The sequence below is a fragment of the Candidatus Endomicrobium procryptotermitis genome (assembly GCA_031279415.1).
GTDB classification, from domain to species: Bacteria; Elusimicrobiota; Endomicrobiia; order Endomicrobiales; family Endomicrobiaceae; genus Endomicrobium_B; species Endomicrobium_B procryptotermitis.
The window spans coordinates 56,491-75,845 of sequence record JAITIP010000038.1 but is presented as its reverse complement, the minus strand read 5'-3'; the positions used below and the strand labels follow the sequence as shown (position 1 = coordinate 75,845).

General features: G+C 36.8%; 19 protein-coding genes. 18 read left to right on the top strand and 1 reads right to left on the bottom strand.

All coding sequences use genetic code 11. The annotated features are described in order from the left end of the window. From LBD46_08120 to LBD46_08035, 18 genes are all read left to right on the top strand, one after another. Positions 1-198: hypothetical protein (locus LBD46_08120; GenBank protein ID MDR2427123.1), on the top strand; the 198-nt coding region annotated here is incomplete at its 5' end. An 11-nt stretch (positions 199-209) separates the two neighbouring features. After that, complete coding sequence (gene bamA / locus LBD46_08115; protein ID MDR2427122.1) at positions 210-2,465, top strand: outer membrane protein assembly factor BamA; 2,256 nt, start codon at positions 210-212, stop codon at positions 2,463-2,465. Beyond that, positions 2,455-3,048 (top strand): OmpH family outer membrane protein, encoded by a 594-nt coding sequence (locus tag LBD46_08110; protein ID MDR2427121.1) that lies wholly within the window; start codon positions 2,455-2,457, stop codon positions 3,046-3,048. The genes bamA and LBD46_08110 overlap by 11 nt, the downstream gene beginning before the upstream one ends. 8 nt (positions 3,049-3,056) lie before the next feature. Further along, positions 3,057-4,088: a UDP-3-O-(3-hydroxymyristoyl)glucosamine N-acyltransferase gene (gene lpxD / locus LBD46_08105; GenBank protein ID MDR2427120.1), complete on the top strand. Its 1,032-nt coding sequence runs from the start codon at positions 3,057-3,059 to the stop codon at positions 4,086-4,088. Between the two features lies 1 nt (position 4,089). Next, positions 4,090-5,433 carry a bifunctional UDP-3-O-[3-hydroxymyristoyl] N-acetylglucosamine deacetylase/3-hydroxyacyl-ACP dehydratase gene (locus tag LBD46_08100; protein MDR2427119.1) on the top strand — a complete coding sequence of 448 codons (1,344 nt, stop codon included), beginning with the start codon at positions 4,090-4,092 and terminating at the stop codon, positions 5,431-5,433. Position 5,434: 1 nt separating this feature from the next. After that, positions 5,435-6,196 (top strand): acyl-ACP--UDP-N-acetylglucosamine O-acyltransferase, encoded by a 762-nt coding sequence (gene lpxA, locus LBD46_08095; protein MDR2427118.1) that lies wholly within the window; start codon positions 5,435-5,437, stop codon positions 6,194-6,196. Positions 6,197-6,219: 23 nt separating this feature from the next. Then, complete coding sequence (lpxA, locus tag LBD46_08090; protein MDR2427117.1) at positions 6,220-6,984, top strand: acyl-ACP--UDP-N-acetylglucosamine O-acyltransferase; 765 nt, start codon at positions 6,220-6,222, stop codon at positions 6,982-6,984. Positions 6,985-6,994: 10 nt separating this feature from the next. Next, positions 6,995-7,795: a UDP-2,3-diacylglucosamine diphosphatase LpxI gene (gene lpxI, locus LBD46_08085; GenBank protein ID MDR2427116.1), complete on the top strand. Its 801-nt coding sequence runs from the start codon at positions 6,995-6,997 to the stop codon at positions 7,793-7,795. Position 7,796: 1 nt separating this feature from the next. After that, entirely contained in the window at positions 7,797-8,354 is a 558-nt protein-coding gene (locus LBD46_08080) for a GNAT family N-acetyltransferase (protein MDR2427115.1), read from the top strand. Between the two features lie 16 nt (positions 8,355-8,370). Further along, the gene (locus LBD46_08075) at positions 8,371-9,465 is read left to right on the top strand and encodes a DegT/DnrJ/EryC1/StrS family aminotransferase (GenBank protein ID MDR2427114.1); all 1,095 of its coding nucleotides are present in this window, start codon (positions 8,371-8,373) and stop codon (positions 9,463-9,465) included. Then, the gene (locus LBD46_08070) at positions 9,462-10,406 is read left to right on the top strand and encodes a Gfo/Idh/MocA family oxidoreductase (GenBank protein ID MDR2427113.1); all 945 of its coding nucleotides are present in this window, start codon (positions 9,462-9,464) and stop codon (positions 10,404-10,406) included. Before LBD46_08075 ends, LBD46_08070 begins: the two co-directional genes overlap by 4 nt. A gap of 24 nt (positions 10,407-10,430) precedes the next feature. Further along, the gene (locus tag LBD46_08065) at positions 10,431-11,441 is read left to right on the top strand and encodes a site-specific DNA-methyltransferase (protein ID MDR2427112.1); all 1,011 of its coding nucleotides are present in this window, start codon (positions 10,431-10,433) and stop codon (positions 11,439-11,441) included. Next, positions 11,341-12,003, top strand: coding sequence for a hypothetical protein (locus tag LBD46_08060; GenBank protein ID MDR2427111.1), 663 nt, complete (start codon positions 11,341-11,343; stop codon positions 12,001-12,003). Before LBD46_08065 ends, LBD46_08060 begins: the two co-directional genes overlap by 101 nt. Before the next feature lie 14 nt (positions 12,004-12,017). After that, positions 12,018-13,091 (top strand): lipid-A-disaccharide synthase, encoded by a 1,074-nt coding sequence (gene lpxB / locus LBD46_08055; GenBank protein ID MDR2427110.1) that lies wholly within the window; start codon positions 12,018-12,020, stop codon positions 13,089-13,091. A gap of 9 nt (positions 13,092-13,100) precedes the next feature. Further along, a complete protein-coding gene (locus LBD46_08050) occupies positions 13,101-14,834 on the top strand; it encodes an ABC transporter ATP-binding protein/permease (GenBank protein ID MDR2427109.1) in 1,734 nt (577 codons plus the stop codon). After that, entirely contained in the window at positions 14,831-16,567 is a 1,737-nt protein-coding gene (locus LBD46_08045; protein ID MDR2427108.1) for an ABC transporter ATP-binding protein/permease, read from the top strand. Before LBD46_08050 ends, LBD46_08045 begins: the two co-directional genes overlap by 4 nt. Continuing rightward, positions 16,564-17,553: a hypothetical protein gene (locus LBD46_08040; protein ID MDR2427107.1), complete on the top strand. Its 990-nt coding sequence runs from the start codon at positions 16,564-16,566 to the stop codon at positions 17,551-17,553. Before LBD46_08045 ends, LBD46_08040 begins: the two co-directional genes overlap by 4 nt. Then, entirely contained in the window at positions 17,553-19,043 is a 1,491-nt protein-coding gene (locus tag LBD46_08035; GenBank protein ID MDR2427106.1) for a RelA/SpoT family protein, read from the top strand. Before LBD46_08040 ends, LBD46_08035 begins: the two co-directional genes overlap by 1 nt. A gap of 98 nt (positions 19,044-19,141) precedes the next feature. Here LBD46_08035 and rpmB read toward each other — a convergent pair whose 3' ends face one another. Continuing rightward, the gene (gene rpmB / locus LBD46_08030; protein ID MDR2427105.1) at positions 19,142-19,333 is read right to left on the bottom strand and encodes a 50S ribosomal protein L28; all 192 of its coding nucleotides are present in this window, start codon (positions 19,331-19,333) and stop codon (positions 19,142-19,144) included. Between the last annotated feature and the right edge of the window lie 22 nt (positions 19,334-19,355).

Here is a 19,355-nt window from a genome sequence, read left to right as displayed (position 1 = left end):
TTTTTTGCTTTACGCCATCGTTTAATAATTCTTTCATTAATGCCAGTTGTTTCAGATATTTCGCTTAAAATCAGTCCTTTTGACTTTAATTATCAACTTATTCTAAAATCTTTCACCTTTACGGTGAAATTGATTTTTTTATGTATTTTTAATAAAATATATAGATTAATAAATTTTGGTTTGGATATTTTATTTTAAGGGAAATTTTAATGAAAAAGCTTCTGTTTATTGTTATATTATGCTTTACTTTTACAACAGTTTTGTTGGCGGATTCTGGAGTTATATTGCAGGTTGTCGTTGACGGTTTGGGAAATGTCAGACAAAAAGCGGTCTTGTCGGCCATAAGTCTTAAAAAAGGGAAAATATATTCAGCCGAAGCCGCAAAAGAAGACGTTAGATCGATTCTTGAATTGGGCTTTTTTGATAATGTTGAAGTCCGTTTTGACGCAACAACTGGAATACTTACGTATGAGGTTAGTGAGAAACCATATATAGAAACAATAAATTTTAAAGGAAATAAAGAATTTTCAAAAGGAAAATTAAAAGGACAGAGCACTTTAAAAGAGAAAGATTATTATGATTTATCCAAATTTGAAGAGACAAAATTAAAAATTCTTACCTATTACCGCGATCGCGGTTTTGCCGACTGCAATATAGAGGTTTATCCTACCGTCGATTCAGAAACAAATAAAATGACAATCACATTTCTCATAACTGAAGGAAATAAAATAACTATCGGAGGCACAGATATCGAAGGTGTTATTTCTTTTAAAAAGAAAAAAGTTCTTAAACTTATGAAGACAAAATATAAAAAAGTGTTCAAAGAAGAAACTTACCAGACGGATTTGAGATCAATAGAAGCTTTTTACAAAAATAACGGTTTTATGGATTATAAATTTGTGACGTCATCGATGACTTATAATGAAGAACGCACGCAGATGTATATAACTTTGAATATAAGCGAAGGTGTTAAATACCATATGGGGGAAATCAGTTATGGAGGGAATGAAGCCATCAGTGAAAAACAAATAAAAAAAATAATAAAGGTTAAAAAAGGCGATGTTTTTGATCAAAGTAAAATATATGAAAGCATGCAGGGAATATATGAAGCATACTCAAATAAGGGATATTTGCACTCGGTTATTGAACCTGTGTTTAATAAAGGCGATGAAGAAGGAATCGTCAATGTAAATCTTTCTATTATGGAAAACTCTCTCGTTTATGTAGGAAATATTTACATTGACGGTCTTATAAGCACGAAAGAAAAAGTTATAAGAAGAGAGATTCTTGTAAAAGAAGGGCAGGTATTGTCTGCTGGAAAAGTGCGCAGAAGCATGGAAAAAATATACAATCTCGGTTTTATTGAAGCGGCAGAGCCACAAATTCTCCCTACGGGTTCTTCGGATATTATGGATTTGGTTTTCAGCATTACCGAAGGAAAACCTGGAATGATAACCGCTGGAGCGGGCTATTCTTCCGTGGATTATTTTGTCGGGTCAGTACAGTTTCAGCATATGAATTTATTTGGTTTAGGACAGAGACTTAATTTGATGTGGGAGTTCGGAGCTAGAAGACAAAACTATGAAATCGATTGGACAGATCCTTGGATTTTAAATAAAAATGCCAGTTTGACTTTGAGTGCTTACAATATAGAAAGAAAAAGAGATTATGCTAAAACTACTGATGCTTATAAAGAAAGCAGAGTCGGAGCTTCGATGAGAATAGGACCGAGAATCAGCGATTATATAGGATTGTTGTTCGGATATACTTACGAACATGTAAGGATATTTGAAATAGACAACTCCGTCAAACAAGACATTGAAGCTGCTACCGACTTATCAAGAGACAGGACTTCAAGCATTATGGCGCAGGCTGTTTATGATTCCAGAGATTATATATTTGACGCTTCAAAGGGCAATAGGCAAGTCGCAAATGTTCAGTTTGCCGGCGGACCTTTGGGCGGCAATGTTAATTTTATAAAAGGAACCATAAGATCGAGTTGGTTTTTTCCTACTTTCTGGAAATTTGTTTTATCATTTAATTTAAATGCAGGATACATTTCCGCATACGGCGGACATGATACCGTTCCTATTTATGAAAAGTTTTATATTGGAGGCGCGGATACCGTAAGAGGATACAAATACAGAACCGAAATCGGACCATATGACGGCGGCATTTTTATGACCGTTGCAAATATCGAATATAAATTCCCAATAGTCGCGGAAAAAGGAAGAACGATACTTCAAGGTGCATTTTTTTATGATATAGGTGGTACATGGGAAAAAATGGAAGATATAAATTTTAGTGTGGGGACGGGCCAAAATAACCTGCGTTCTGGCGTGGGATTTGGCATAAGGTTTGCGACACCAGTATTCCCTCTCAGGCTTGATTGGGGATATGGACTAAATCATAAAGAAGGCGAGACTTTGCAACAGTTTTATTTTACTATAGGAAATGTTTTCTAAAAAAATATTTTTATCATTGTTGACGGTTTTATTTTTGAATTCCGTTTCTTTTGCGATAGAAATTCCGCTGAGCGGCGCAGTAAAACGCGGAAAAGGAAGCGGAAACGGTATTGTTTTTGTCGATATGGAAAAAGTTTTTAACTCTCATCCGATGGCTGGAAGGTTTAAAGAGGAATTAAAAAATTTTGCAAATACAAGAAAAAACGCCATTGAAGAGATGATAAAGCAGCATGATGTGGTGCAGCTGCAGTTGCGTGAGATTAATGCAAAAATAATCGAAGCGCGAACTGTAGAAGACGAAGCCGCTCTTTCCGAACTTGCCAATCAACTGGATAATTTGCAAAAGTCCATTGAACAAAAGAGAGCTGAAATTGCGGATTTATCTAAAAGGACGAAAAATGAGCTGGATTTAATGGAAGAAAAAAATTCTCTTGCAGTTTTAAAAGACATCGAAGTAGTTTTAAAAGAAGTAGCCGTAAAGCATAATTCTGAAGTTATGTTTGACAAACAGAGCATTTTATATGGAAGCGATAAATGTGAAGATGTGACCGTCGAAGTTATAAAAAAGCTTGAAGTGCGTTAGGGAGACATATGAAAATTACCGCTTTAGAGCTTGTAAAAATTGTTTCAGGTGAAGTTATAGGAAACGTCGAAGAAATAATAACCGGGGTAAACGGTTTGGAGCAAGCCAAAAACGGAGATCTTTCTTTTTTAGGAAATCCAAAATATGTAACCGAAGCGTTAAAAACAAAAGCCAGTGTTATTCTTATTCCGCAAAATACAGATATATCCGCATTTAAAAATAAAACACTTATAAAAACGCAAAATCCACAGTATGCTTTTTCAAAAGTCCTAGCGATTATCGATAAAGAAAGAATTGATGCAATAGGAAGCAGAATACATTCTTCAGCTTCTATATCAGAAAAGGCTTTTGTCGGAAATACCGTATATATAGGGCAGAATGTCGTAATTGAAGATGGTGTTGAAATAGGCGGATGGACAAAAATTTTTCCAAATGTCTATATAGGAAAAAATTCAAAAATTGGAGAAAGCTGTATTTTTTATCCCAACGTAGTCATAAGGGAAAACACGATAATCGGTAATAGAGTTATTTTGCAGCCCGGCGTAATTATCGGCGGTGATGGTTTTGGTTTTGCCACAGTTGACGGCATAAACCATAAAATCGCGCAAATAGGAAATGTTGAAATAGGCAGTGATGTTGAAATAGGAGCGGGTTCTGCCGTTGACAGAGCTGCCGTAGGCACAACGAAAATAGGCAGGGGCACGAAAATCGACAATTTTGTACAGATAGCGCATAATGTTCAAATCGGTGAGAACTGTATAATTGTGGCTCAAAGCGGCATAGCAGGATCTACAAAAATAGGAAATAATGTTACCATTGGTGCACAAGTAGGCATATCGGGACACATCAAGATAGGAAATAATGTAATTATATCAAGCCAGTCGGGAGTCGGCGGAAATCTTCTTGACGGAGATAAAGTCGGCGGAAATCCTTTGGCTGAACTCGGTGAAAGCATAAAAATAAGAGCTACGATGAGAAAACTTCCCAAAATGTATAAAGATATAAAATCAATAAAAAAACAACTGGAGATGAAAAAATAAAATGGCAAAACAGACTACCATACAAAAAGAAGCACGAGTAAAAGGAATAGGTTTACATACGGGAAATAAAAGCGAGGTGATATTTAAACCAGCCGAGATGGGATATGGGATAAAGTTCATCTGCGTGGACTTGCCAGAAAAACCTGAAATAGAAGCCGATTGGAAAAATGCAGTAACAGGGATGTCCATCAGGGGAAGCGTTATAGGAAAAGGATATGCCAGAGTTCATACGATAGAACATATAATGGCTTCGTGTTGCGCTTTGGGAATAGATAATTTAAGAATCGAAATAAACAATAATGAACCTCCTATACTTGATGGAAGTGCCAAAATATTTGCCGACACTTTAATACAAGCAGGCATTAAAGAACTCGATGCACCAAAAGAATATTTGACCATTGATGAACCGATTCATTTTGAATCTGATAAAACTAAAATATCAGCATACCCTTCGGACAAATTTGAAATAGACTGCTCGATAGAATTTGATCATCCTTTTCTAAAAATTCAACAAATATCGCTTGAAATCAACAGAGAGGTTTTTTGCAATGAGATCGCTTCTGCAAGAACTTTTTGTTTTGATTATGAAATAGAAGCTTTGCAAAAAAATGGGCTTGCTTTGGGTGGTTCTTTTGACAATGCGATAGTCATAGCTTTAGACGGCATACACAATAAAGAACCTTTGAGGTTTGACAACGAATTTGTAAGGCATAAAACTTTGGATTTAATAGGAGATCTTTATCTGGCGGGAAAACCCATAAAGGCAAAGATTGTCGCAGATAAGCCGGGTCATCAAAATAATATAGGTTTTGTCAAAGAATTTATAAAAAAAGCTGTCATAAAAAAAGATAACATAAAATCAGATGCAGCGATGGAGCGCAGTCAGGCAGCACCGCAAGAAAAAATTTTTAGCCATGAAGAGGTTTTGAGAATCATACCTCACAGATATCCTTTTATAATGATTGACAAAGTAAAAATAAACGAAACAGAACCTTCCAAAGCTATCGGATACAAATGTGTCAGCGGAAACGAAGGTTTTTTTCAGGGGCATTTTCCCGGAGCTCCAATAATGCCAGGCGTGTTGATTATTGAGGCTATGGCGCAGACTTCCTGCGTTATGTTTCTTTCCCGCCCAGAAATGATAAACTGCCTTGCATATTTTATGTCTATAGACAACGTAAAGTTCAGAAGGCCTGTAAAGCCCGGAGATTATCTTGAGCTTAAAGTTGAGGTGGTAAAAGACGGCGGTAGGCGCGGGAAAATGAAAGGGCAGGCTTTTGTCGATGGAAAACTTATGACAGAGGCGGAATTTATGTTCATTATAGTGGACAAAGAGACAAAATAACATGATACATCAGACGGCAGTTATAGATAAAAGCGCTATTATAGAAGATAATGTGGAAATAGGACCATATACGGTTATAGGAGCTGAAACCGTGATTAAAAGTGGCACAAAAATTCACGGCCAGTCAGTTATGGAATATGCTGAAATTGGCAGCAACTGTGAAATTTTTAATTTTTCTTCAATAGGAAAACGCCCGCAGGATTTAAAATATCAAGGCGAAAAAACAAAAGTTATAGTCGGCAGCGGTACAACTGTAAGAGAAGGCGTAACTTTAAATCGAGGCACTGCGGTGGGCGGACAAACTATAGTCGGTGAAAATTGTCTTTTAATGGCATGCGCCCACATAGCGCACGACTGCATAATCGGCAATAACGTAATAATAGGTTATTCAACGGGAATCGCCGGCCATGTGAAGATAAACGATTATGCTATTTTAAGCAGCAGCATAGGTGTGCACCAGTTTTGTAAAATAGGAAAATCCGCCATGATAGGGGCCGGAGCTATGATTTCGATGGATATTATTCCGTATGCCATGGCACAGGGAGACAGAGCAGTGCTTGCGGGGCTTAACATTATCGGTATGAGAAGAAGGAAAATGACTTTGTCCGATATAGAAGACATTAAAAATGCTTACAGAATTTTGTTTATGTCGAAGCTGTCACTTGAAGACGCTTTGGCAAAACTTGAAGACTCTCAATCAGTTCACGTCAAAGAGATGACTTCATTTATAAAAACTTCCCAAAGGGGAATAACCAGACCTTAAATTTCATCGTAAAGGAATGCAAAATGATTCATAATACAGCTGTTATTGACAAAAGCGCCATTATAGAGGAAAATGTCACGATAGGAGCTTATACGGTTATCGGTAAAGGCGTTACAATAAAATCTGGTACGGTTGTTGGTTCGAACGCATATATAGAACATGCCGAAATCGGATGCAGCTGCAAAATTTTCAATTCCGCATCGATAGGTACGCCTCCGCAGGATTTGAGTTATAAAGATGAACCCTCAAAAGTGTATATAGGCGAAGGTACGACGCTTAGAGAGTTTGTTACCGTCAATAGAGGCACAAAAAAGACCGGAAAAACCATAGTCGGCAAAAACTGTTATTTTATGATTTCAGCACATGTCGGGCATGACTGCATTATAGGCGACAATGTAATCGTCGCAAATGCTTCAGTTTTCGGCGGACATGTTCAGGTTGGTGATAATGTTTTTTTTAGTGCACTTGCAGGTGTACACCAGTTTTGCAGGATAGGAAAAGGCACTATGACTGCCGGCGGTGCGATTGTAACTATGGATACTATACCGTATTCGATGTGTCATGGCGACAGAGCGGTACTAAGTGGTTTAAATTTGGTCGGAATGAAAAGAAGAGGCATGAAAACTGAGGAGATAGAAGAGGTTAAAGAAGCTTACAGAATACTTTTTATGTCAAAACTTCTGCTTAAAGACGCCCTTGCCGAATTGGAAAAAAGAGAATCTGTTTATATCAAAGAAATAGTCGAGTTTATAAAAACTTCTAAAAGAGGAATAGTAAGGCCGTCTTAATTTTAATAATATGAAAAAAATAGGTCTAATTGCAGGAAATGGAAGATTTCCTTTTCTGGTCGCCGAAGAAATAAAAAAAAGCGGCGGCCAAATCATATGTGTGGGCTTGAAAGAAGAAGCCGACCAAGGACTTGATAAGCTTTGCGATAAATATTTTTCAATTTCTGTCGGAAAATTCCAAAAAATCGTCGATGCGCTTAAAGGTGAAGGCGTTGAAACGGCCATTATGGCGGGGCAAGTCAAGCATGTTAAGATATATTCAGCCATAGGCATGGATTGGCGTGCGATCAAAGTTATGGGAAGCCTAGTAAACAAAAAAACAGATACCATACTAGGAACAATCGCAAACGAATTTCTTAAAGATGGAATAACACTTATGCCGTCGCATATATATTTAAAAAGCCTTCTGCCTGAAAAAGGTCTTATAGCCGGAAAAAAGCTTTCTTCGCAAGAAAATAAGAACATTGAATTCGGATTTAAAATCGCCAAAGCAATAGCGGGATTCGATATAGGGCAGACTGTCGTCGTAAAAGATAAATCCGTTCTTGCCATTGAATCGGTGGAAGGAACCGATGAATGCATAAAAAGAGCATACCAGCTCGGCGGAGAAGGTTCTGTCGTAGTAAAAGTAGCAAAGCCTAATCAGGATTTCAGGTTCGATGTGCCTGTAATAGGTACGAGGACCGTAGATACTCTGAAAGAAAATAAAGCCAGGGTTATGGCGATAGAGGCCGGCGTTACTTTAATTTTGGATAAAGACGAAGTCATAAAAAAAGCAAAAGAAGCCGGAGTAACTATAATCGCAGTATAATATGAAAGATACAGGAACTCAAATTATCCCAACGGAAAGATTTATACTAAGGCGTTTTACGACTGATGACGCACAAGCCATGTTCAAATGGGCTTGTGACAATGATGTAACAAGATATATGAACTGGGATTCGCATAAAAGCATAGAAACGACAAAATATATCATTTCGACATGGGTTGCCTGCTATAAAAAAGACGATTTTTATCTTTGGGCAATAACGAATAAAAACTCTAACGAGCCTATAGGCAGCATAGATTATCATGATATAAATAAAAGAATCGAAAGCCTTGAGGTAGGGTTTTGCCTTTTAAAAAAATATTGGAAACAAGGAATTATGACTGAAGTTCTGAAAACAACAAATGATTATATGTTAAATATTGCAGATTACAATCGCATAGAAGGTTTTTGCGATATAGAAAATAAATCTTCGGCTAAAGTCATGCAGAAATGCGGCATGATATACGAAGGTGTAAGAAGACACGGCGGAAAATATGACGACGGGCATTTTTGTGATGTAGATGTTTACTCGATTATAAAAGCGGATATTAAAAAAATATAGAAGAGGAAAAAACAAAATGATTCCCATAGCTCATCCTGTAATAGAAGAGGAAGAAAAAAAGCTTATAGAAGAAGTTCTCGATTCCAGAATGCTTGCAAGCGGGAAATACGTAGAAACTTTTGAACGAGATTTTGCGCAATATTGCAGCACAAAGTTCGCAATATCTGCCGCAAACGGAACGGCGGCGCTGCATACGGCGCTTTTGACATGCGGTATTAAGCCCGGCGATAAAGTCGTTACTACTCCTTTTTCGTTTATAGCTACTTCTAACTCTATACTGTTTTGCAGCGCAAAACCGATTTTTGCCGATATAGATCCAGAAACATATAATATTAGCCCCGCGGAACTCGAAAAGATACTGAAAAAAGAAAAAAATGTTAAGGCCGTCCTTATCGTTCATCTTTATGGGCTTGCCTGTGATATGGACGCCATATTGAAGCTGAAAAAGAAGTATAAATTTAAATTGATTGAAGACGCATGTCAGTCGCACGGTGCGGAATATAAAGGCAAAAAAGTTGGTTCTTTTGGCGATGCGGCGGCTTTTTCTTTTTATGCGACCAAAAACATGATGACTGGCGAAGGCGGAATAGTTTTGATAAATGATGCAAAATCCGATAAATACGCAAGGCAGATAATAAATCACGGCAGGGATGGGCATTCGACTTTTACCGTTTTGGGTTACAATTACAGGCTCACAAATCTTGCTGCTGCAATAGGTATAGAGCAGCTAAAAAAGCTCGAAAAATGGACTTCAAAAAGAATAGAAAATGCGCAAAAATATAATAATTCTTTTAAAGAATTGGATTTTATAAAAACGCCTTTTATTCCTAAAAGTTCAAGACATGTATTCCATCAATATACCGTAAGGATAAAAGCTGGTGAAAGAAATAAATTTATGAACTATCTTAAAGAAAACGGCATCGGCTGCGGGATATATTATGATACAGTTCTTTACAGACAGCCTTATTATAAAAAGCTCGGATATAAAGCGGGACTTTGTCCGCAGGCGGAAAAAGCCACAAAAGAAGTGGTTTCGCTTCCTGTGCATCCGTCTCTTTCAGATTCGGATATCGATAAAATCATAAAAGTAATAAAAGGTTATAAAAAATGAGCACAGTAAGAACCGCTGTAATTGGAGTGGGTTCTCTTGGACAGCATCATGCACGGATTCTGGGGACGCATCCAAATTCTAAGCTCGAGTTTATAGTTGATACTGATGAGAAAAGAGCAAACAAAATAGCGAAAGCAAATCCGGCAAATCCGGCAGTTTTAACGGATTTTAAACAAATTATCTCAAAAACAGATGCCGCCGTTATCGCCGCGCCAACTCAATTCCATTATCAAATTGCAAGACCTCTTTTAGAAAGCGGAATACATTGTCTAGTAGAAAAACCGATTACGCTGAACGTCGAAGAGGCTCAGGAGCTGATAGAAATCGCGCAAAAAAATAATGTGATTTTGCAGGTAGGGCATGTCGAAAGATTTAATCCCGCAGTTATAGCAGCTGCTCCTTACATAAACAATCCCAGATTCATAGAAGTAAATAGGCTCGGGTCCTACGACCCTAGAACTGCGCATATAGGCGTCGTGCTGGACTTAATGATACACGATTTGGACATGCTTTTTTATCTCGTGAAAGATAAAATCGTTTCTTTTGAAGCTCACGGCGCAAAAATTCTTTCAGAAACCGAAGATATAGCAAAAGTGCGGTTAAAATTTGCAAACGGCTGTGTTGCGGACGTTTCGGCAAGCAGAGTATCCATAGATAAATACAGAAGGATAAGAATTTTTCAACCAGACGCGTATATTTCAATCGATTATGCAGGAAAGAGCCTTAAAATGTACACGAAAAAAGAAGGCAAAGAGAAAATTACCTCTCTTTTGGACATAGACATCAAGAAGCCTAAAATTCCTTCAAATGAACCTCTGTTTTACGAGCTGGACAACTTTTTAAAAAGCACAATTGAAGGCAAAAAACCTATGGTTTCCGGCGAACAAGGCAGAGACGCCGTCGAATTGGCACTTAATATTTTAAAGCAGATGGTATTTTAAAAATTAAAGCAGGGTATTGCCGCAATGAAAATAGAATCCGTTTTATATCTCGGTGACAGCAAAGACGAATTAAAACACATATCAGATAATTCCATAGATCTCATAATAACTTCTCCGCCATATGCCGATCAAAGAAAGACTACTTATGGAGGAATACACCCTAATAAATATGTAGAATGGTTTCTTCCAATATCAGAACAGCTTTTACGTGTTTTAAAGCCAAGCGGAACTTTTATATTAAACATTAAAGAAAAAGCCGTAAACGGAGAACGCAGTACTTATGTAATAGAGCTTATTCTTGCTATGCGCAAACAAGGATGGTTTTGGACGGAAGAGTTTATCTGGCATAAAAAAAACAGTTATCCCGGAAAATGGCCTAACCGCTTTAGAGACAGCTGGGAACATCTTCTTCAATTTAATAAAAGTAAAAAATTTAACATGTATCAGGAAGCGGTTATGGTACCGATGGGTGATTGGGCAAAAACGCGGTTAAAAAATTTATCGGATACGGATAAAATACGCGATAATTCAAAAGTCGGAAGTGGTTTTGGAAAAAATGTATCCAATTGGCTGCAAAGGGAAAAAGCCTATCCCACTAATGTTCTTCATATTGCTACAGAATGTAATAACAAAAATCATTCTGCGGCATTCCCACAGGAATTACCCGAATGGTTTATAAAACTTTTCACAAAACAATACGACGTCGTCTTGGATCCTTTTATGGGAAGCGGTACGTCATTGTTTGCCGCAAAAAGATTATTTCGTAATTCTATCGGGATAGATATAGTTCCACAATATTATAATATGGTAAAAGAGCGATTGATTCCAAGCAGTCATTATTTATTTGAACAACAGAGGAGTTATGAAAAAATTAAATATGGAAGACGTAGTAAAATATGTAGAAAAAGAGATAAAAACGTTTCATCACAAAAGAATAAAAAGTTTGGACGGACTTCAATTGTCTCAAGTTTTAAAAAGGAAAAATCCATATCTGTTCAAGGCAAAAAATGTTCTCACGGCAGAGCAAATTGTTAAAAGCATTCTTGACGCACATATCTCTTCAAACGAAGAAACAATCTTTGGCAGTTGGCTTGAAGGACTGGCAATTTTTATCAATTCAAAAGTTTATAATGGCAAAAAATCAGGAATTCAGGGAATTGATTTAGAGTTTGACGATAAAAATATAAAATACATAGTCGCAATTAAATCTGGACCGAATTGGGGAAATAGTTCGCAAGTAAAGAAAATGACGTCTGATTTTAATACGGCAAAAAAGACTTTGAGAACAAGCAATTCAAAAATGAATATCATTGCCGTCAACGGCTGTTGTTATGGAAAAAATAACGTTTCGGATAAAGTCGTGTATTTTAAGTATTGCGGTCAAAAGTTTTGGGAGTTTATATCTGGTAATAGTGAATTGTATATAAATATTATAGAACCGCTCGGAAGTAAGGCAAAAGAAAGAAATGATGATTTTATAAAGGCATATTCCCAAGTTATTAACAAGTTTACTAAAGAATTTGCAAATGAATACTGTGATGATAAAGGCAGTATAGATTGGAAAAAACTTGTGCGTTTTAATTCTGCCGCAAATTAAATTTTGGAGATTTGATGAGTTATAAAATTTTTATATCAGCGGGAGATTTGTCCGGCGAAATTCATGCGTCTAATCTTGTGCGCGAAATAAAAGGTCTTAATCCTTCCTGTTTTATAACTGCTGTTGGAGGAGACAATTTAAAATCCGTTTCAGACAATTTTATTGAAGATATAGTAAACATAAACGCTTTCGGTTTTTTTCCTGTAAAACAAATTTTTTTTCTAAAGAAAACACTTGAAAAAATCGAGCAATATTTTCTTCGGGAAAAGCCGGATAAAGTCATTTTAACTGATTATTACGGGTTTCACATTCATGCTGCAAAAGCCGCTAAAAAATTTAATATACCTGTTTATTATTATATAAGTCCCCAGGTGTGGGCATCCAGAAGTGGAAGAATAAAAAAACTTGCGGCTGTTGTAAAAAAAATGCTTGTAATACTGCCTTTTGAAGAAAAACTTTATAAAGATGCAGGTGTTGATTCGGTTTTTGTAGGCAATCCTCTTATAGATATGGTACCACAAAAAACAAATTTTGACATATCGAAACCACCTATCATAGGCTTGTTTCCCGGAAGCAGAAAAAGTGTTATACAAAGACATATGCCGATAATACTTGAGACAGCAGAAATACTTAGAAAAGGAATCGGCGCGGAATTTATTTTGTTTAACATAAATAAAAATATTAAAAGTTCTCTGCCAGACTATATAAAACTTGAAATAGACAATGATTTTGAAAAGAGAAAGCGGATAAATTTTGCGATATGTCCTTCCGGGACAGTAAGCCTTGAAAATGCTCTTTCGGGAATACCTATGGCAGTGATGTATAAACTTTCGTATTTCAATTATTTCCTCATACGCATGATTGCAACGGTAAAATACATAACTTTGGCAAATATACTTGCCAACAGGCAGATTGTACCCGAGTTTATACAATTTGACGCAAAACCTGATAAAATAGCTTCTGAGGTTATACATCAGCTTAAGCCTGAAAATTATCTTTCAAAATCAAATGAACTTTTAGAAATCAGAAAAATGCTTGGAAAGCCAGGAGTAAGCAAAAGAGCCGCAGAGATAATTTTAAATGATTAGAGAGTTTTGATGAAAAAGAAAATCGAAATAAAAAGATTATGGAAATACTTAAAACCTTACATACCGCGCTTTATTGCCGCCATATTATTTATGATAGTATATGCCGTAATGGATATTTATGTTCTTACCGTTTTAAATAATTTCATAAATAAAATATTTTTGAGAAACGACAGCGCAGAAATGCTTTTAAGAGCGGCGCTGATTTTTCCGGCGGTTTATGTGGTTTTGGGAATTTCAGATTACGGAAGAAGTTATCTGCTCAACTATATTGGAGAGAACGTCATAAGGGATATGAGAAAGGAACTTCACGGCAAGCTTATATCTTTATCGCATAGTTTTTATGTGGAAAACTCTTCAGCCAAAATAATGTCGCGCATTACAAACGATTTGGGCTTGGTACAAAATGCTATAGTCAAAGTTCCTGCGACTGTTACCAGAGAATTTCTTATTTTTATAGGAGTTGGAATATATATTTTTTATTTAAACTGGAGATTTGCCGCTGTAGTTCTACTGATTCTTCCCATTATATCCTTTCCTCTTATTGTGCTTTCAAGAAGAATGAAAAAAGCCGCGTCGGAAGGACAGTCTCAAATGGCTGAGATTTATTCTTCTCTTTCACAAATGCTTAGCGGTTTTTCGGCAATAAGAGCTTTCTGCAGCGAAAGATATGAAATACAAAAATTCAAAGAAGACAATAAAAGGTTCTATGATATAGCTTTAAATATGATAAGAATTGATGCGCGGCTTGCTCCTATGATAGAAGTTATAGGCGCTTTTGCAGCCGGATTAATTTTATTTTTTGGGGGAAGGGACGTAATCAATGGAGTGTGGACACCGGGCGATTTTCTGGTTTTTTTCTACGCAGTCACAAAAATGTATAAGCCAGTCAGAAGTTTTTCCATCGTCAATAATCAGCTGCAAAGCGGACTTGCCGGAGCCGAAAGAGTATTTGAAATTCTTGATAAGAAGCCTTCAATAAAAGATACGGAAAATGCAGTCGTTGTTCCGCCGTTTAAGAGATCCATAATTTATAAAGACGTGGATTTTGGATATATTCCGGATAAACTCGTTCTTAAAAAATTTAATATTGAAATTAAGAATGGTCAAACTGTCGCCTTTGTTGGATATTCTGGTTCTGGAAAAACTACAATAGCAAATCTTCTCATGAGATTTTACGACCCATGCGGTGGAACAATTTTTATAGATGGCATTGATATTAAAAATGCCGCGCTGCAATCGCTGAGGAAACAGATAGGTATAGTAAGTCAGGACGTAATGCTTTTTGACGATACCATAAAATATAATATCGCTTATGGACATTTTGACGCTTCTATGGAAGATATAGTAAAAGCGGCAAAAAATGCAAATGCTCATGACTTTATTTCAAAACTTCCGAGGGGATACGACACTCTTGTTGGAGAAAGAGGAATGAAAATTTCCGGCGGGGAAAAACAAAGGATTTCAATAGCCAGAGCAATACTTAAAAATCCACCTATACTTTTGCTTGACGAAGCGACCAGCGCTTTGGATTCGGAATCGGAACAGCTTGTTCGTCAAGCCATAGAAAATCTTATGGAAAACAGAACGGTAATTCTGATTGCGCATAGGCTCGCTACCATAAAAAATGCCGACAAGATAATAGTTATGGATAAAGGGCACATCGCAGGAAGCGGAACGCATGAAGAACTCATAAAAATTGAAAATGGAATATATAAAAAACTTAACAAAATGCAGAAATTATGAGCAAAAATAAAAATTTCGGGTCTAAACGATTATTTAAATATTTGAAGCCTTATATGGCAAGGTTTCTTATCGCCGTTGTTTTTATGAGCGCTTTTGCGGGACTTGCCACGTCTCTTCTGGCAGTGCTTAAAAAAGCTATTGACGGAATATTTATAGATAAAGATTATCTCATGCTGGCTTTTGCCGCAATTTCTGTACCACTGATTTTTACGTTGAAAGGTCTGGCCGATTATGGAAGAAGTTATTTACTCAATTATATAGGCCAGAATGTCATAAGAGATTTGCGCATGGAGCTTTATGAAAAGCTCATATTCTTGTCTCATGATTTTTACACGCATAACTCTTCCGCAAAGATAATGTCAAGGGTAACAAATGATTTAAATGCTTTACAGACGGCCATTGTCAGAGTTCCGGCAAGTCTCATTAAAGACATTCTGACATTTTTAGGCATGTTAATAGCAGCATTTTATCTGAACTGGAAATTTTCTTTAATAGTTTTTATAGGTTTTCCGATTGCCGCCGTTCCTTTGATAATATTTGCAAAAAAAATAAGAAAAGCTTCAAGACAGGGACAAAAACAGATGGCTGAGATTTATTCTTCTCTTATGCAAATGCTGCTTGGTTTTTCGCTGATAAAAGCTTATAATACGGAAAAGCATGAAGAGAAAAAATTCAAAGAAGAAAACGATAAGTTCTATGATTTTGTATTAAGAGTTATAAGAGTTGATGCACGTTCAAGCCCGATAATGAATTTGATAGGCGCCGCGGCGGTAGCCGTAGTTTTGTTTTTCGGAGGCGTTGATGTTCTTAACGGTGTATGGACCGCCGGAGCTTTTTTTGCTTTCATAGCAGCGGTCGGACAAATGTACGAGCCGATAAAAAATTTTTCTCATGTAAACTCTCAAATACAGGCAGGACTTGCTTCGGCCGAAAGAATATTCAAAGTGCTTGATGAAGAACCGTCAATAAAAGATAGCAGGAATGCAAAAATTTTAAAACCTTTTGAAAAGTCCATCGTTTACAGAAACGTAACTTTCGGCTATACTACAGATAAAAACATTTTGAGGGATTTTAATGTTACGATTAAATGTGGGCAATCGGTTGCTTTTGTAGGACATTCCGGTTCGGGTAAAACAACTATTGCCAGCCTTCTGCTGAGATTTTATGAACCTTTGTCCGGCTCGATTTTAATTGATGGGCAAGATATAAAAGAAGTTTCTCTTAAATCCTTAAGAGAGCATATCGGAATAGTTTCTCAAGACGTATTTCTTTTTGACAATACAGTTAAATATAATATCGCATACGGAGATTTTGACGCTTCGGATGAAGATATAATTGAAGCGGCTAAAAGCGCTAATGCTCATGATTTTATTTCCATTCTGCCTGATGGATATGATACTCTTGTCGGAGAAAGAGGTGCAAAACTTTCTGGCGGGGAAAAACAAAGAATTTCTATAGCCAGAACAATGCTTAAAAATCCGCCTATACTTATATTTGACGAAGCTACAAGCGCTTTAGATTCACAGTCCGAAAAACTTGTGCAGCAAGCCGTTGACAAACTTATGAGAAACAGAACGGTTATTTTAATCGCGCACAGGCTTGCTACGGTGAGAAATGCTGGAAATATTATCGTTATGGATAATGGACGTGCAGTAGAAAGTGGAACGCATGAAGAGTTAATACGTTTGGAAAATGGAATATACAAAAAATTAAATGAATTGCAGGTGCTATGAAAAAAATTAAAATTTTGTTATTAGTGTTAACAATGGCAGGTTTCACGCAGAATTCTTTTGCGCGCAGGGCACCTACTCAGCCTAACAGTTATGACGGAGCTGCTCCAAGCGCCAGATCGATGGCTATGGGCGAAGCAGGAACCGGCATTATTGGATTTAACGACGCTTATTATTATAACTCCGCGATGTATGGATATTCACAGGGTACAAGGGCTGAAATCAGCGCAGTTATTATACGCCAAAGCGATGCAGTTCCAAACACTATTGCCGCCGCCGATCCTTCTGGACAGGGACTGACTTCTTTTATACTCGTTCAAAACACGGCGGCTTTGGTATGGCAGGCTCTTTCAGATAATTCAATATCGGAAAATCAGCCGGGTCTAATAAGAAGTACAACTGAGATATACATAAATTCTCTTTCTCTTGCTATGGGACAAAAAAGTGAAAGGGGATATTGCGTAGGAATAAATATGACATATCTTTATGGGAAAATAGGAGAATCTACAATTTTTGGAAATCAAGCTTATTCTAATATAGCTTCTGGGAACGGTTTCGGTTTGGATTTGTCTTTTGCAATTCCCACAGGAAACAATGTATTTTTTGGTTTAGATGTTAAAAATCTTGCGGGCTTTATGTTTTGGAACGATTATAATACGGAACAGCTTCCGATTACGGTAAGAGCAGGTACGGGCTATCATCTTAAAGGATTTTTGTTTGTAACTGATTATGAAAAAAGATTTTACCGTTTCGGAAATTTGCAGGAAAATTTTGTGAGATTTGGCGTGGAACAGTACATAAACAGATCCGTATGCATAAGGTTAGGACTTGTAAGCGACGATGATTTTAATACAGAAAAATTTAAGTATACATACGGATTAGGTATCAGAATAAAAAATTATGAACTTTCCGCTGCGTCGCAGCAATATAAAATAAATGATGAAAATTTCAGCAAATACCTGTTGTCGTTTAGCGCATTGGTACAATAATGGAAACTTTAATCGGAGAATTAAAAGCCGGCTTAATGCAAACATTAACTTATCTTCCTAAAGAAGATCTGGCTGCCGTTGAAAAAGCTTACGAATACGCTTCTTATGCACATTCATACCAAATAAGAGCTTCGGGCGATCCATATCTTATACACTGTGTTTCCGTAGCAAAAAATCTTGCCGAATTGAAAATCGATCATGCAACTGTAACCGCGGCATTGCTTCATGACATTCTTGAAGACACGCTTGTCACTGAGTATGAACTTGTAAAAGAGTTCGGCGAAGAGGTTGTTTCTCTGGTAAAGGGCGTAACAAAACTCAATAAATACCAGTTTCAAGACAATATAACAGAACAAGCAGAAAACTGGAGAAAAATGCTTTTAGCGGTAGTTAAAGACATACGCGTGATAATCATAAAACTTGCCGACAGGCTTCATAATATGCGCACAATTAAATATCTTCATCTGGACAAACAAAAAAATATATCGCAGGAATCTATTACGCTTTACGCGCCCTTTGCACACAGGTTGGGGATATATAAATGGAAAAGCGAACTCGAAGATCTGGCCTTTGAAGTTTTAAATCCTCTCGAATATAATATGATAAAAACCCAATGGCAAAAACGCGCTGAAAGCAATACTGACAATTTAAAAGAAGTGGAAGACCAGCTTAAAGAAAATCTTGCAGGCACAAAATTTCCTTTCAGAATTTCTGCAAGACCGAAAAACCTTTATGGGATATATAGAAAGATGGAAAGACAGAATAAACCTTTTTCCGCGATTGAAGATTTGTTTGGACTACGGATTATTACTAATACCGTAGAAAATTGTTATGCGATTTTGAGCATAATAAATTCGAGTTTCAAACTTGTGGATGGTTCGTTTACTGATTATATAAATCTCCCAAAATCGAATATGTACCAATCTCTTCATATGACGATAATTTCAGATAAAGGAGTTATAATCGAAACACAAGTAAGAACCGAAGAAATGCATCAGCGGGCCGAATACGGAATTGCAGCACATTGGAGATATAAAAAAAGAGTCGAAAGCAGTGGAAAAAATGTTAAAGAAGACAATAAATATGCGCTTACTGAAGACCGGCTTGACTGGCTCAAAAAATTTTTGGAGTGGCAGAGGGAAACTACGGATTCAAAAGAGTTTTTAACTACTCTGAAAACCGAATGTGATTTCGAACAGATTTTTGTTTTTACACCGAAAAGAAAAGTCATAAAACTTCCTTATGGAGCCACAGCTTTAGATTTTGCATACACTGTTCATTCCGATATAGGTGATACATGTATGGGCGCAAAAGTAAATAATAAGATGGTTCCGATAGACACTAAACTTAAAACAGGTGACATATGTGAAATTTTGGTAAGGAAAAACATCAAACCCAGCAAAAATTGGCTGGAATTCGCTATAACTGCTCAAGCCCGTTCCAGAATAAGAAAATATTTACGTGAACACAAAAAAAGTCCTAACGGATGATAATGACCATCCTCACAGTAAGCTGTGTGGATAGTCATTTTTTACTGCATCCATAACCACCGTCCACATCGGTGATTATGGCTGTTTTGAAGCGGTATCTATATAGCTTTTTTTACTTTGTTGGATTTTATACACGAAGTGCATACATATTCGCGGGTCTTTTTTCCATCGAGAACTATGTTCAAGCTCTGAAGATTGGGTCTGAAAAGCCTTTTTGAAGCTTTATTTGAATGGCTGACAGTGTTTCCTGAAGTTGAACCTTTTCCGCATACTACACATTTGTAAGACATTTTTTAATCCTCCGATTATAAA

Excerpts from the sequence above, each read along its gene's own strand:
- LBD46_08110 (MDR2427121.1), top strand. The coding sequence starts at position 2,455 with ATGTTTTCTAAAAAAATATTTTTATCATTGTTGACGGTTTTATTTTTG.
- LBD46_08075 (MDR2427114.1), top strand. The coding sequence starts at position 8,371 with ATGATTCCCATAGCTCATCCTGTAATAGAAGAGGAAGAAAAAAAGCTT.
- LBD46_08070 (MDR2427113.1), top strand. The coding sequence starts at position 9,462 with ATGAGCACAGTAAGAACCGCTGTAATTGGAGTGGGTTCTCTTGGACAG.
- LBD46_08065 (MDR2427112.1), top strand. The coding sequence starts at position 10,431 with ATGAAAATAGAATCCGTTTTATATCTCGGTGACAGCAAAGACGAATTA.
- lpxI (MDR2427116.1), top strand. The coding sequence starts at position 6,995 with ATGAAAAAAATAGGTCTAATTGCAGGAAATGGAAGATTTCCTTTTCTG.
- LBD46_08100 (MDR2427119.1), top strand. The coding sequence starts at position 4,090 with ATGGCAAAACAGACTACCATACAAAAAGAAGCACGAGTAAAAGGAATA.
- lpxA (MDR2427118.1), top strand. The coding sequence starts at position 5,435 with ATGATACATCAGACGGCAGTTATAGATAAAAGCGCTATTATAGAAGAT.
- lpxD (MDR2427120.1), top strand. The coding sequence starts at position 3,057 with ATGAAAATTACCGCTTTAGAGCTTGTAAAAATTGTTTCAGGTGAAGTT.
- bamA (MDR2427122.1), top strand. The coding sequence starts at position 210 with ATGAAAAAGCTTCTGTTTATTGTTATATTATGCTTTACTTTTACAACA.
- LBD46_08080 (MDR2427115.1), top strand. The coding sequence starts at position 7,797 with ATGAAAGATACAGGAACTCAAATTATCCCAACGGAAAGATTTATACTA.
- LBD46_08045 (MDR2427108.1), top strand. The coding sequence starts at position 14,831 with ATGAGCAAAAATAAAAATTTCGGGTCTAAACGATTATTTAAATATTTG.
- LBD46_08050 (MDR2427109.1), top strand. The coding sequence starts at position 13,101 with ATGAAAAAGAAAATCGAAATAAAAAGATTATGGAAATACTTAAAACCT.
- LBD46_08035 (MDR2427106.1), top strand. The coding sequence starts at position 17,553 with ATGGAAACTTTAATCGGAGAATTAAAAGCCGGCTTAATGCAAACATTA.
- LBD46_08040 (MDR2427107.1), top strand. The coding sequence starts at position 16,564 with ATGAAAAAAATTAAAATTTTGTTATTAGTGTTAACAATGGCAGGTTTC.
- lpxA (MDR2427117.1), top strand. The coding sequence starts at position 6,220 with ATGATTCATAATACAGCTGTTATTGACAAAAGCGCCATTATAGAGGAA.
- lpxB (MDR2427110.1), top strand. The coding sequence starts at position 12,018 with ATGAGTTATAAAATTTTTATATCAGCGGGAGATTTGTCCGGCGAAATT.
- rpmB (MDR2427105.1), bottom strand. The coding sequence starts at position 19,333 with ATGTCTTACAAATGTGTAGTATGCGGAAAAGGTTCAACTTCAGGAAAC.